The 13032-nt window shown below is 60.4% G+C and carries 16 protein-coding genes; 7 read left to right on the forward strand and 9 right to left on the reverse strand.

Annotated elements, in window-relative coordinates; all coding sequences use genetic code 11:
- The first annotated feature begins 2 nt into the window (after positions 1-2).
- On the forward strand, positions 3-1445 hold the full coding sequence (gene tldD / locus AC4IHP_RS15075) for a metalloprotease TldD (protein ID WP_016771693.1): 1443 nt from the start codon (positions 3-5) through the stop codon (positions 1443-1445).
- Positions 1446-1496: 51 nt separating this feature from the next.
- On the opposite strand, the gene yjgA is transcribed toward tldD, so the two are convergent.
- Positions 1497-2021: a ribosome biogenesis factor YjgA gene (gene yjgA, locus AC4IHP_RS15080; protein WP_016771692.1), complete on the reverse strand. Its 525-nt coding sequence runs from the start codon at positions 2019-2021 to the stop codon at positions 1497-1499.
- Between the two features lie 108 nt (positions 2022-2129).
- On the opposite strand from yjgA, the gene pmbA reads away from it, so the two are divergent.
- The 6 genes from pmbA to AC4IHP_RS15110 all read left to right on the forward strand — a co-directional run bounded on the left by pmbA (position 2130) and on the right by AC4IHP_RS15110 (position 7498).
- On the forward strand, positions 2130-3476 hold the full coding sequence (gene pmbA / locus AC4IHP_RS15085) for a metalloprotease PmbA (protein ID WP_024011613.1): 1347 nt from the start codon (positions 2130-2132) through the stop codon (positions 3474-3476).
- A gap of 253 nt (positions 3477-3729) precedes the next feature.
- Positions 3730-4137: a FagA protein gene (locus tag AC4IHP_RS15090; protein ID WP_490832058.1), complete on the forward strand. Its 408-nt coding sequence runs from the start codon at positions 3730-3732 to the stop codon at positions 4135-4137.
- Positions 4118-5494: a class II fumarate hydratase gene (locus tag AC4IHP_RS15095; protein WP_490832059.1), complete on the forward strand. Its 1377-nt coding sequence runs from the start codon at positions 4118-4120 to the stop codon at positions 5492-5494. The genes AC4IHP_RS15090 and AC4IHP_RS15095 overlap by 20 nt, the downstream gene beginning before the upstream one ends.
- Before the next feature lie 27 nt (positions 5495-5521).
- Positions 5522-5962, forward strand: a complete 441-nt coding sequence (locus AC4IHP_RS15100) for a DUF2753 family protein (RefSeq protein ID WP_490832060.1) — start codon at positions 5522-5524, stop codon at positions 5960-5962.
- Position 5963: 1 nt separating this feature from the next.
- Positions 5964-6575 carry a superoxide dismutase gene (locus AC4IHP_RS15105; RefSeq protein WP_133334726.1) on the forward strand — a complete coding sequence of 204 codons (612 nt, stop codon included), beginning with the start codon at positions 5964-5966 and terminating at the stop codon, positions 6573-6575.
- Positions 6576-6604: 29 nt separating this feature from the next.
- Complete coding sequence (locus AC4IHP_RS15110) at positions 6605-7498, forward strand: ZIP family metal transporter (RefSeq protein ID WP_490832061.1); 894 nt, start codon at positions 6605-6607, stop codon at positions 7496-7498.
- Positions 7499-7532: 34 nt separating this feature from the next.
- Here the strand turns inward: AC4IHP_RS15110 and AC4IHP_RS15115 are convergent, their stop codons facing one another.
- The 8 genes from AC4IHP_RS15115 to lptC all read right to left on the reverse strand — a co-directional run bounded on the left by AC4IHP_RS15115 (position 7533) and on the right by lptC (position 13029).
- Positions 7533-7808 (reverse strand): HPr family phosphocarrier protein, encoded by a 276-nt coding sequence (locus tag AC4IHP_RS15115; RefSeq protein ID WP_490832062.1) that lies wholly within the window; start codon positions 7806-7808, stop codon positions 7533-7535.
- Positions 7809-7823: 15 nt separating this feature from the next.
- Entirely contained in the window at positions 7824-8681 is an 858-nt protein-coding gene (gene rapZ, locus AC4IHP_RS15120) for an RNase adapter RapZ (RefSeq protein ID WP_460124006.1), read from the reverse strand.
- Positions 8682-8683: 2 nt separating this feature from the next.
- Positions 8684-9148 carry a PTS IIA-like nitrogen regulatory protein PtsN gene (ptsN, locus tag AC4IHP_RS15125; protein ID WP_041477978.1) on the reverse strand — a complete coding sequence of 155 codons (465 nt, stop codon included), beginning with the start codon at positions 9146-9148 and terminating at the stop codon, positions 8684-8686.
- Between the two features lie 12 nt (positions 9149-9160).
- Complete coding sequence (gene hpf / locus AC4IHP_RS15130) at positions 9161-9469, reverse strand: ribosome hibernation-promoting factor, HPF/YfiA family (RefSeq protein WP_007912419.1); 309 nt, start codon at positions 9467-9469, stop codon at positions 9161-9163.
- A 73-nt stretch (positions 9470-9542) separates the two neighbouring features.
- Positions 9543-11033: an RNA polymerase factor sigma-54 gene (locus AC4IHP_RS15135; protein WP_130888597.1), complete on the reverse strand. Its 1491-nt coding sequence runs from the start codon at positions 11031-11033 to the stop codon at positions 9543-9545.
- Between the two features lie 166 nt (positions 11034-11199).
- Complete coding sequence (gene lptB / locus AC4IHP_RS15140) at positions 11200-11925, reverse strand: LPS export ABC transporter ATP-binding protein (RefSeq protein WP_024011621.1); 726 nt, start codon at positions 11923-11925, stop codon at positions 11200-11202.
- Positions 11925-12470, reverse strand: coding sequence for a lipopolysaccharide transport periplasmic protein LptA (gene lptA / locus AC4IHP_RS15145; protein WP_460124015.1), 546 nt, complete (start codon positions 12468-12470; stop codon positions 11925-11927). Before lptA ends, lptB begins: the two co-directional genes overlap by 1 nt.
- The gene (lptC, locus tag AC4IHP_RS15150; RefSeq protein WP_042608756.1) at positions 12457-13029 is read right to left on the reverse strand and encodes an LPS export ABC transporter periplasmic protein LptC; all 573 of its coding nucleotides are present in this window, start codon (positions 13027-13029) and stop codon (positions 12457-12459) included. The genes lptA and lptC overlap by 14 nt, the downstream gene beginning before the upstream one ends.
- Between the last annotated feature and the right edge of the window lie 3 nt (positions 13030-13032).

Consider the following 13032-nt stretch of genomic DNA (forward strand, 5'->3'; position numbering starts at 1 on the left):
CTATGAGCGAGTTGTTGTCCTCAGTCAGTGATCACCTGTTGGCACCCGGCGGTGTCACGATCGAGAGCCTGCAAGGCGTGCTCGGCGATCTGGCCGGGCCGGGCATCGATGCCGCCGACCTGTATTTCCAGGGCCAGATTTCCGAGTCATGGGCGCTGGAAGACGGCATCGTCAAGGAAGGCAGCTTCAACCTCGATCAGGGTGTCGGCGTGCGGGCGCAGTCCGGTGAAAAAACCGGTTTTGCCTACAGCAACGCGATTACCCTCGAAGCCCTCGGCGCAGCGGCCCGTGCCGCGCGCTCGATCTCCCGCGCCGGGCAGAACGGCACCGTGCAGGCTTTCACCAGCCAGGACGTCGCGCAACTGTACGCGCCGGATAACCCGCTGGAAGTGCTCAGCCGCGCGGAAAAAGTCGAGTTACTCAAACGCATCGACGTCGCCACCCGCGCACTCGATCCACGCATTCAGCAGGTCAGCGTGAGCATGGCCGGGGTCTGGGAGCGAATTCTGGTCGCGTCCACTGATGGTGGCCTGGCCGCCGACGTGCGCCCACTGGTGCGCTTCAATGTCAGTGTCATCGTCGAACAGAATGGCCGGCGCGAACGCGGCGGGCATGGCGGCGGCGGGCGTACCGATTACCGCTACTTCCTTGCTGAGGACCGCGCCATGGGTTACGCCCGTGAAGCGTTGCGCCAGGCACTGGTCAATCTTGAAGCGATTCCGGCGCCGGCCGGTACTTTGCCGGTAGTGCTCGGTTCCGGCTGGTCCGGCGTTTTGTTGCACGAAGCGGTCGGCCACGGCCTGGAAGGCGATTTCAACCGCAAGGGCAGCTCGGCCTATAGCGGGCGTATGGGCGAAATGGTTGCCTCCAAGCTTTGCACCATCGTCGATGACGGCACCTTGAGCGGCCGTCGCGGTTCGCTCAGCGTCGATGATGAAGGCACACCGACCGAGTGCACCACGCTGATCGAAAACGGCGTACTCAAGGGCTACATGCAAGACAAGCTCAATGCGCGCCTGATGGGCGTGGCACGCACCGGTAACGGTCGCCGCGAATCCTACGCGCATCTGCCGATGCCACGGATGACCAACACCTACATGCTCGGCGGCGAAAGCGATCCGGCGGAAATCATCGCCTCGGTAAAGAAAGGTATCTACTGCGCCAACCTCGGCGGCGGTCAGGTCGACATCACCAGCGGCAAGTTCGTGTTTTCCACCAGCGAGGCCTATCTGATCGAGGATGGCAAGATCACCGCGCCGGTCAAAGGCGCGACGTTGATCGGCAACGGTCCCGAGGCGATGAGCCGGGTGTCGATGGTCGGTAACGATCTGGCGCTGGACAGCGGTGTGGGGACGTGCGGCAAGGATGGGCAGTCGGTGCCGGTAGGTGTCGGCCAGCCAACGCTGAAAATCGATGCGATTACCGTGGGTGGCACGGGCGCATAAGAAAGGTGGGGCTTTCGGGTGGCGCGCAGGACGGCCACCCGGTGACGATTTTCAACGCAGGCCGCGTTGAGTCTCGTCCAGCTCCCGAATGTATTTGAAGATCTTGCGGCTCGAAGCCGGAGGTTTGTTTTGCGCAACCTCGTGCTGGGCCTGACGGATCAGGGAACGCAATTGCTGGCGATCGGCGTCCGGGTACTCGATGACGAATTTCTCCAGTACGGCGTCATCGCCCGCGATCAGGCGGTCACGCCAGCGTTCCAGATTATGGAAGCGCTCGTTGTACTGGCGAGTGGAGGCATCGAGTTGATCGAGCAGAGTCAGAATCGCGTCCGTGTCCTGGTCGCGCATCAGTTTGCCGATGAACTGCAAATGCCGTTTACGCGCGATGTTCGCGGTGTGCTTGGGCGCATCGGCCAGTGCCCGGCGCAAAGCGTCGGTCAATGGCAGTTTGGCGACCAGATCAGGCTTGAGTGTGGTCAGGCGCTCGCCGAGGTCAACCAGCGCATGCAACTCGCGTTTGACCTGAGATTTGCTTTTTTCTCCCGTATCGAGGGAGTCGTCGTAAGAATCAACCATGGTGGCAGTCCGCAAAGAAACGCCGCCATGATAACCAGTCGGGGGCCGCTTGTCCGGCCCGGTCGCTCGATGACCCCAGCCGAAAGCAGAATTTGAGTGGAGATGAGCATGAGTGCAGTTCAAAGCGTCGGCCCGCAGGCATTGCCGGCACTGCAAGAACAGGTCGAGCAGATCATCGCCGAAGCCAAGCGCCAGGGCGCCAGCGCCTGTGAAGTCGCGGTGTCGCTGGAGCAGGGCCTGTCGACCTCGGTGCGTCAGCGCGAGGTCGAAACCGTTGAATTCAACCGTGATCAGGGTTTTGGCATCACCTTGTATGTTGGCCAGCGCAAGGGCTCGGCCAGCACCTCGGCCACCGGGCCAGAGGCGATTCGTGAAACGGTCGCAGCGGCGCTGGCTATCGCCAAACACACTTCCGAGGACGAAGCCTCAGGCCTCGCCGATGCGGCTCTGATGGCCAGGGATGTGCAGGATTTCGACCTGTTCCACGAGTGGGACATTACCCCGGAGCAGGCCATCGAGAAGGCTTTGCTCTGCGAGGCAGCGGCATTCGACGCCGATGCGCGGATCAAGAACGCCGACGGCACCACCCTCAGCACCCATCAGGGCTGCCGGGTTTATGGCAATAGCCATGGTTTCATCGGCGGTTACGCGTCGACCCGGCACAGCCTGAGTTGCGTAATGATCGCCGAAGCCGATGGCCAGATGCAGCGCGATTACTGGTACGACGTCAATCGTCAGGGCAGTCTGCTCGCCGATCCGGTGAGCATCGGCCAGCGTGCTGCGCAACGAGCAGCCAGCCGTCTGGGCGCGCGTCCGGTGCCGACGTGCGAGGTGCCGGTGCTGTTTTCCGCTGAGCTGGCGGGTGGCCTGTTCGGCAGCTTCCTCTCGGCCGTGTCGGGCGGCAGTCTGTATCGCAAATCGTCGTTTCTCGAAGGCACACTGGGGCAGAAGCTGTTCCCGGAATGGCTGACCATCGATGAGCGTCCGCATCTGATGCGTGCCATGGGCAGTGCTTCCTACGACGGTGATGGCCTGGCGACTTACGCCAAACCGTTCGTCGAAAAGGGCGAGTTGGTCTCCTACATCCTCGGCACCTATTCCGGGCGCAAGCTGGGCATGCCGAGCACCGCCAACGCGGGCGGGGTGCACAACCTGTTCGTCACCCATGGCGACGAGGATCAGGCAGCGCTGTTGAAGCGCATGGGCCGAGGTCTGCTGGTCACCGAGTTGATGGGGCACGGCCTGAACATGGTCACCGGCGACTATTCGCGCGGCGCGGCGGGCTTCTGGGTGGAGAACGGCGAGATCCAGTTCGCTGTGCAGGAAGTGACCATCGCCGGCAACATGCGCGACATGTTCAAGCAGATTGTCGCGGTGGGTAACGACCTGGAACTGCGCAGCAACATCCGCACCGGTTCGGTATTGATTGAGCGGATGACTGTCGCCGGCAGCTAAGCTTCCGATTTCGTAAAGCCGAAAAGGCGCGCCATCCGTTCTGGATGGCGCGCCTTTTTTGTTGGTTTCACTGCGATTTCCCTGTGGGAGCGAGCCTGCTCGCGAAAGCGGTGGATCAGTTGTGAAGTGCTGACTGACACCGCGCATTCGCGAGCAGGCTCGCTCCCACAAGTGACCAGAGCAAACCCGAGTGCTTGTGTTGGTTCTCATTATCATCTAATAATAAATCTCATCTCCGAACGAGTCCCGGATCATGAGTTCTGCCTTGCACGAGCAGCCCTACCTCGAAAGCTGGCGCTGGATGAGTCGCCAGATCCGTTGCGCGCTGAATCCCGACGAACCGCGCCTGATCGAACATTACCTTGCAGAAGGGCGCTACCTGTCCTGTTGCACAGCCACTTCGCCCTGGACCGTCGCCGAAACGACTTTCCGTCTGCTGCTCGACACTGCCACCGATGTCGCGTTGCCGTGGCACTGGCGCAGCCTCTGTGTCGATCAAGCCTGGCGGCCCTTGCGTGAAATGGAGCGCCTGTCGCTGTGTCAGTGCCGCTTGCAGCGCTGGCAACGCTACACCTGGCAGCTCGCCACTTGCGAGTTGCAACCCTCTATTCCCCTCACTGATTTGCTGCAAGGACACCCCAATGACCAAGACACGTATTGAGCGCGACAGCATGGGCGAACTGCAGGTGCCGGTGGACGCTCTCTACGGCGCGCAAACCCAGCGCGCAGTGGATAACTTCCCGATCAGCGGCAAACCGATGCCGACGCAGTTCATCCGCGCGCTGATCCTCGCCAAAGCCGCCGCTGCCCGGGCCAACGTCGAGTTGAACCAGATCAGCGCGGCTCAGGGCAAAGCCATCAGCGATGCCGCCCAAGGCCTACTCGAAGGCGACTTCATGCAGCATTTTCCGGTAGATATCTTCCAGACCGGGTCCGGCACCAGCTCGAACATGAACGCCAACGAAGTGATCGCCACGCTGGCCAGCCGAATGCTCGGCGAGCCGGTCAACGCCAACGATCACGTCAATTGCGGGCAAAGCAGCAACGACATCATCCCGACCACCATCCACGTCAGTGCCGCACTGGTGCTGCATGAACAACTGCTGCCGGCGCTGTTGCATCTGGTCCAGGTCATCGAGCGCAAGGCCGAGCAAGTGCATCATCACGTCAAAACCGGCCGCACCCATCTGATGGACGCGATGCCGGTGCGCATGAGCCAAGTGCTTAACGGCTGGGCGCAGCAACTCAAGGCCAACATCGCGCATCTGCAGGATTTGCTGCCAAGCCTGCAAGCGCTGGCGCAGGGCGGCACCGCGGTCGGTACCGGGATCAATGCGCATCCGGAGTTCGCCGCGCGATTCAGTCGGCACCTGAGCCAACTGACCGATGTGCAATTCGCCCCGGGCAAGGACTTGTTTGCGCTGATCGGCTCGCAGGACACCGCCGTCGCCGTCTCCGGCCAGCTCAAAGCTACTGCGGTGTCGCTGATGAAAATCGCCAATGACCTGCGCTGGATGAACTCAGGTCCCCTGGCCGGCCTCGGCGAAATTGAACTGCAAGCGCTGCAACCGGGTTCATCGATCATGCCCGGCAAGGTCAACCCGGTGATCCCGGAAGCCACCGCCATGGTCGCTGCGCAAGTGATCGGCAACGACTCGGTGATCACCGTCGCCGGGCAATCCGGCAATTTCGAACTGAACGTGATGTTGCCGATCATCGCGCATAACCTGCTGAGCAGCATCGAACTGCTGGCCAACTCCAGTCGCCTGCTCGGTGACAAGGCAATCGCTACTTTCAAGGTCAACGAATCGCGCTTGCAAGAAGCGTTGTCGCGCAACCCGATTCTGGTCACCGCGCTCAACCCCATCATCGGTTACCAGAAAGCCGCCGAAATCGCCAAGCAGGCTTACAAGGAAGGCCGCCCGGTGATCGACGTCGCCCTGGAACACACCGATCTGTCGCGTAGCCAGCTGGAAGAGTTGCTCAACCCCGAGAAACTCACCGCCGGCGGCGTGTAAACCCCGCAACCGCTTTGGAGGCTCATCATGGAGCACTGGAAACGCACGATCGAACGGGCCAATCGCTGCTTCATGCTGGGCGAATTGATCGACGCCCGCGAGGCGTACCTGCAAGCGCTGGCCCTGGCGCAAGTGTTGTTCGAACGCTGGGCGGATGCCGACGAAGCGGTGGCGGCCTGCGTCGTCTCTCATCACAACCTCGCCGACCTGCATCTGCGCCTGAGTCAACCGGAGGAGAGCGCCGAGTATCTCTGCGCCATCCACCAGCGCTTGTTGCAGACCATGCAGGACGAGCGCTTGCGTCCGGCCCTGCGTGAAGCGGCGTTGCGCCAGAGCAGCAAGACCTATGTCGAACTGTTGAATTTCATCAGCGAGCACGGCGAGTACCCGCGCACCCAGCGCCTGCTGCATCCGGACACCGGCAATGCCCGCCGCGCCTCAACTTCTCATCAGTATGGAGTCCATTGAAATGGCTTTTACCTTGCCTGCCTTGCCTTACGCCTACGATGCCCTCGAGCCGCACATCGATGCGCAGACCATGGAGATCCATTACACCAAGCATCACCAGACCTACATCAACAACCTCAACGCCGCCGTAGAAGGCACCGAGTTTGCCGAATGGCCGGTGGAAAAACTCGTTGCCAGCGTCCAGCAACTGCCGGAAAAACTTCGCGCGGCGGTGATCAATCAGGGCGGCGGGCACGCCAATCATTCGCTGTTCTGGGAAGTGATGGTGCCCAACGGTGGCGGCAAGCCCGACGGCGCGCTGGCCAAGGCTATCGACGAGCAACTGGGCGGACTCGACAGTTTCAAGGAAGCGTTCACCAAAGCCGCGCTGACCCGTTTCGGCAGCGGTTGGGCGTGGCTCAGCGTGACCCCGGAGAAAAAACTGGTCGTGGAAAGCAGCGGTAACCAGGACAGTCCGTTGATGAACGGCAACACCCCGATTCTCGGGCTCGACGTCTGGGAACATGCCTACTACCTGCGCTACCAGAACCGTCGTCCGGAATACATCAACGCGTTCTACAACGTGATCAACTGGCCGGAAGTTGCTGCGCGCTATCAGGCCGCACTGGTTTAAGCCTTCAATAAAAACAATCAGGGCTGAGTATGGGCACGGAAACACTGGCGATTGGCAGCGGGCGCATGTTTCGTTACGCGGTGGGTTCGCTGTTGCTGTTGGCGGGTATGACTTTACTGGTCGCCCACGGTGTGCAATGGCTGAATCTGGAACCCAGATTGCTGCGCGCATTGCAGGGCGGCGCCATTTGCGCCTTGGGCACGGCGCTCGGCGCGGTGCCGGTGCTAGTGATCCGGCGCATGCCGCAGGCACTCAGCGATACCTTGCTTGGGTTTGGTGCCGGGGTGATGCTGGCGGCGACGGCATTTTCGTTGATCGTGCCGGGGATCGCTGCGGCCGAAAGTCTTGGTCTGACGCCGTGGGCCGCCAGTGGCCTGATCTGCTTTGGCATTCTGCTCGGTGCGTTCGGCCTGTATCTGGTGGATCGGCGCGTTTCCGGTGCCTCGCCGGAGATGCTCGTCGGCACGCTGGAGCATCCGGTGATTCCACCGCGAATCTGGCTGTTCGTGTTCGCCATCATCGCGCACAACATTCCGGAAGGCATGGCGGTTGGCGTATCTGCCGGAGGCGGGATGGCGGACGCCGACAGTCTGGCGATGGGCATTGCGTTGCAGGATGTGCCGGAAGGTCTGGTGATTGCTTTGGTGTTGGCCGGCGCGGGAATGTCGCGGGTCAGGGCGTTTCTGATCGGCGCGGCGTCAGGGCTGGTCGAACCGGTATTTGCGTTGCTGTGTGCGTGGCTGGTCAGTCTGGCTCAGGTGCTGTTGCCGCTGGGGCTGGCACTGGCGGCGGGGGCGATGTTGCTGGTAGTGACCCACGAAGTGATTCCGGAATCGCGTCGTCATGGGCACGACAACCTGGCCAGTCTGGGCCTGTTGATCGGGTTTTGTCTGATGATGGTGATGGATACGGCGTTGGGGTGAATGGAGGCGAGGAGCAGTGTCCCCGCCTCAAGGATTATTCGCCTTCGTCGAAATACCTTTCGATCAGATCGACCAATGCGTCCATGGCTTCCTGAGCCTGTTCGCCTTCGGTGCTCAAATGGATTTTGGTGCCTTTACCCGCCGCGAGCATCATCATCGCCATGATGCTCTTGCCGTCGACAGCCGTCTCAGGCGTGCGGCCCACTCTGATCGTGCAGTCTGGATACTGACCGGCCACGCCGACGAACTTGGCTGATGCCCGCGCATGCAGACCCAGCTTATTGATGATTTCGATTTCACGAGCAGGCATCGCGGTGTGAATCCTTTAAGTGAGGTCGCGGTGGCGAACCTGGACGTTCTTCAGGGTTTTCTGCAGGGCCTGACCCAGACGTTCGGTCAGGTAGACGGAGCGGTGGTGCCCGCCGGTGCAGCCGATGGCAATGGTGACGTAGGCGCGGTTGCTGGCGGCGAAACGTGGCAGCCACTTGCTCAAATAGGTGTAGATGTCCTGATACATTTCTTCGACATCCGGCTGCTGCGCCAGATACTCGGCCACCGGTGCATCAAGGCCGGACTGCGCACGGAGCTCCGGTTTCCAGTACGGATTGGGCAGGCAGCGCACGTCGAAGACCAGGTCAGCATCGACCGGCATGCCGCGCTTGAAGCCAAATGATTCAACCAGAAACGCAGTACCGGGTTCCGGCTGATTCAGCAGGCGCAGCTTCAGGGTGTCGCGAAGCTGATAGAGGTTCAGGCTGGTGGTGTTGATTTTCAGGTCGGCCAAATCGGCGATCGGGCCGAGCAGGGCGCTTTCATCATGAATTGCTTCAGCCAGTGAGCGATTGGCGTTACTCAACGGGTGGCGACGACGGGTCTCGGAAAAACGCTTGAGCAGGGTTTCCTCGTCGGCGTCCAGATACAGCACATCGCACTTGATGTGTTTGGCACGCACGTCTTCGAGCAATTCAGGGAAGCGTGACAGATGGCTCGGCAGGTTGCGTGCGTCGATCGACACGGCGACCAGCGGCTGCGCCAGCTCCGTGTGAATCAGCGCCCGCTCGGCCAGTTCCGGCAGCAAACCGGCCGGCAGATTGTCGATGCAGTAGTAGCCGTTGTCCTCAAGGACATTCAGGGCGGTACTTTTACCCGAGCCCGAACGGCCACTGACAATGATCAAACGCATGATTAGTGCCCGTTCTGCTCGTCCAGTACAACCTGGTACAAGGCTTCATTGCTCGGAGCGCTGCGCAATTTGTCGCGCACTTCCTTGCGGTCGAGCATGCTGGCGATCTGGCGCAGCAACTCCAGATGCGCATCGGTCGCGGCTTCCGGGACCAGCAGCACAAACAACAGGTCAACCGGGGCGCCGTCGATGGCGTCGAAATCGATCGGGGCTTCGAGGTGCAACAGGGCGCTCACCGGTCCCGCGCAGCCTTTGAGGCGGCAGTGGGGGATGGCGATGCCGTTGCCAAAACCGGTGGAGCCGAGTTTTTCACGGGCGATCAGCGCCTCGAAAACATCCTGCATCGCCAGATCCGGCACTTCGCGGTGGATCAGGTTGGCAATTTGTTCGAGGGCTTTTTTCTTGCTGCCGCCCGGCGCGTTCACCTGGGAACGGCCGGGGGTCAGGATGGTTTCAAGTCGGATCATGGGATAGGGGTGTTAACGACCGGTTGCGCCCTGGAGGAGGCTCTGGGTCTTTTCCTTATGCTTTTTGAGTTGGCGATCCAGCTTGTCGGTGAGTGAGTCGATCGCAGCGTACATGTCGGTATCTTCTGCGTTGGCGACCACTTCGCTGCCGGGGATATGCAAGGTGGCTTCGATCTTCTGCTTCAGCTTTTCGACGCACATCGTGACTTGCACGTTGGTGATCTTGTCGAAATGTCGCTCCAGTCGTTGGAGTTTTTCCTCGATGTAGGAACGCAGAGGTTGGGTCACTTCCAGTTGGTGTCCACTGATGTTGACTTGCATACAGCTTCTCCTTCGTTGCCAGTGCATAAAGCGGCAGGCCGAAAAGCCTGCCACTGGAACGCTGTAACGTGGCTTACATCAACCGCTTGCGTTCGCTCGAAGGCGCGATTCCGAGGGATTCGCGGTACTTGGCGACGGTGCGGCGAGCCACCTGAATGCCTTGTGCCTCCAGTAAACCAGCGATCTTGCTGTCACTCAACGGCTTTTTCTGATTTTCCGCGGCTACCAGTTTCTTGATGATCGCGCGAATCGCCGTGGACGAGCATTCGCCGCCTTCGGAGGTGCTGACGTGGCTGGAGAAAAAGTATTTCAGCTCATAAATACCGCGCGGGGTATGCATGAACTTTTGCGTGGTCACCCGGGAAATCGTCGATTCGTGCATGCCGACCGCTTCGGCGATGTCATGCAGCACCAGCGGCTTCATCGCTTCGTCGCCGTATTCGAGGAAACCGCGCTGATGTTCGACGATCTGCGTGGCCACTTTCATCAGGGTTTCGTTGCGGCTCTGCAGGCTCTTGATGAACCAGCGGGCTTCCTGCAGCTGGTTGCGCATGAAAGTGTTGTCGGCGCTGGTGTCGGCACGTTTCACAAAACCGGCGTACTGGGCGTTGACCCGCAGGCGTGGCACCGATTCCTGGTTCAGCTCGACCAGCCAGCGCTCGTTGTCCTTGCGCACGATCACATCGGGAATGACGTATTCGGCTTCGGTCGATTCGATCTGCGAGCCCGGACGCGGATTGAGGCTCTGTACCAGCTCGATGACCTGGCGCAGCTCGTCTTCCTTGAGCTTCATGCGGCGCATCAACTGGCTGTAATCGCGGCTGCCCAGCAGGTCGATGTAATCGGCGACGAGGCGCTTGGCCTCAGCCAGCCACGGTGTTTTGGCCGGCAACTGGCGAAGTTGCAGGAGCAGGCATTCGCTGAGGTTGCGGGCGCCGATCCCGGCGGGCTCAAATTGCTGGATGCGATGCAGGACGGCTTCGATTTCATCGAGCTCGATGTCCAGTTCCGGATCGAACGCTTCAAGAATTTCTTCGAGTGTTTCGTCCAGATAGCCCTGATTGTTGATGCAGTCGATCAGAGTCACGGCGATCAAGCGATCGGTGTCGGACATCGGTGCCAGGTTCAGTTGCCACAGCAGATGGCTTTGCAGGCTCTCGCCGGCCGACGTGCGGGTGGTGAAATCCCACTCGTCGTCATCGCTGCTGGGCAGGCTGCTGGCGCTGGTCTGGTAGACGTCTTCCCACGCGGTATCCACGGGGAGTTCGTTAGGGATGCGTTCGTTCCATTCGCCATCCTCAAGGTTGTCCACCGTCGGGGCGGTTTCCTGGTAGGAGGGTTCCTGTATTTCGGCGGGCTTCTGTTCGGCGTTGTCGGCCAGAGGATCGGCGTTGTCGAAGTCGTCGCCTTCTTCCTGGCGCTCGAGCATCGGATTGGATTCCAGAGCCTCCTGGATCTCCTGTTGCAGGTCCAGGGTCGACAATTGGAGCAGACGGATGGCCTGTTGCAGCTGCGGTGTCATCGTCAGCTGCTGGCCCATTCTCAAGACTAGCGATGGTTTCATGGCAGGGGCTTAACACCTTATTCGCCGGCGCTTTGCGCCATCCACTACAGGGCGCCGAAGCGCCAAACTTAAGCAAATTATATGCCTGAAACTGAAGTGTTTGCCTAGAGCGCTGTAACAATTAAAGCGGATAAATGCGCCTTGAATCGATACAGCGCTGTCGCGCTTACAGGCGGAACTCGTGACCCAGATACACTTCCTTGACCAGATCGTTGGCCAGGATGGTCTCGGCATCACCTTCGGCGATCAGTTGACCGTCGTTGACGATGTAAGCGGTTTCGCAGATATCCAGCGTCTCACGGACGTTGTGGTCGGTGATCAGCACACCGATGCCCTTGGCCTTGAGGTGGTGGATGATCTGCTTGATGTCGCCGACCGAGATCGGGTCGACACCGGCGAACGGTTCGTCGAGCAGGATGAATTTCGGCGCAGTGGCCAGGGCACGAGCGATTTCCACCCGGCGGCGCTCACCACCGGACAGGCTCATGCCGAGGTTGTCGCGGATGTGGCTGATGTGGAATTCCTGCAGCAGGCTTTCCAGCTCCTTGCGCCGACCGGCCTTGTCGAGTTCCGGGCGGGTCTCGAGGATCGCCATGATGTTGTCGGCAACCGACAGTTTGCGGAAGATCGAAGCTTCTTGCGGCAGATAGCCGATACCGGCCTTGGCGCGGCCGTGCATCGGCTGGTGGCTGACGTCCAGGTCATCGATCAGCACGCGGCCCTGATCGGCCTGCACCAGGCCGACGATCATGTAGAAGCACGTCGTCTTGCCGGCGCCGTTCGGGCCGAGCAGGCCGACGATCTGCCCGCTGTCGATCGACAAGCTGACGTCACGCACGACCTGGCGGCTTTTATAGGCCTTGGCCAGGTGCTGAGCTTTCAGAGTTGCCATTACTGGGATTTCTCTTCGGTTTTCTTCTTCGGCTGGATCACCATGTCGATGCGCGGACGCGATTCGGTGACCTTGCTGCCCGTGGCGCGACCGGCGCTGGCCAGTTTCTTCACGGTGTCGTAGACGATTTTCTCGCCCTGAGTGGTGTTGTTGTCCTTGTCGACAACCTTGGCCTTGTCGATCAGTACGACGCGGTTTTGCGCGGCATGGTACTGAATCGTCACACCCCAGCCCTGTACAGGCTTGGTGTCGCCAGCAGTCTGCATCTGTTCGAAGTAGGCGAGGTTGCCGACTGAAGTCACCACGTCGATATCACCGGTCGGGGTGCGGGTGATGGTCACAGTGTTGCCGGTGACCTTCATCGAACCCTGGGTAATGATCACGTCACCTTTATAGGTGGCGATGCCATTCTTGTCGTCCAGTTGGGCGTCGTCGGCCTGAATGCGGATAGGCTGCTGCTGATCGTTCGGCAGGGACCAGGCGCTCGCGCTTCCCAGTGCTGCGCCCAGACTGAGCAAAATAGGGAGGGTTTTAACGAGCCTCATACTGTCCTCTTACGTTCGATTGCAGGTGTATCCTGCTGTCCTTCAGGTACGCTTTCATTCCGACGCCAGTCGACACGCCACCAGCGCCCTCGATTCTAACGGGTTGCGCAGTCTGCGCATATTCCTGCTGCGGGAACACGGTCATGCGGGTGCTGGTGATCAGGGTGCCGCGCTTTTTCTCATCGGTGCGCTGCACGCGGACCGAATCGATCAATTCCACTTCGGTACCGCCCGAGTTCACTTCGCCGCGTTCGCTGGTCACGTGCCAGGGGAAGTCGGTACCGCGATACATGTTCAAGTCAGGCTTGGTCACCAGGGTTACATCGGTCGCCTTGACGTGCTCGGCCTTGTCGGAAGTCATCTCGTACTGCACCTTGCCGTCGGGCAGGTACTGAATGGTGTGCGTGTTGGTCGCGTACCAGTCGATCGGATTCTCGGCGGTCGAGACCGGCGGCTTGTCGAGGAAGCGCTCCGGGCTGATGTTCCAATAGCCGACCGCAGCGAAAATCGCCGCGATGCAGCCGAACAGCAGGAAGTTGCGAAACTTTTTGCTAAACATGGT

The sequence above is a fragment of the Pseudomonas sp. UF-293 genome, assembly GCF_058245595.1.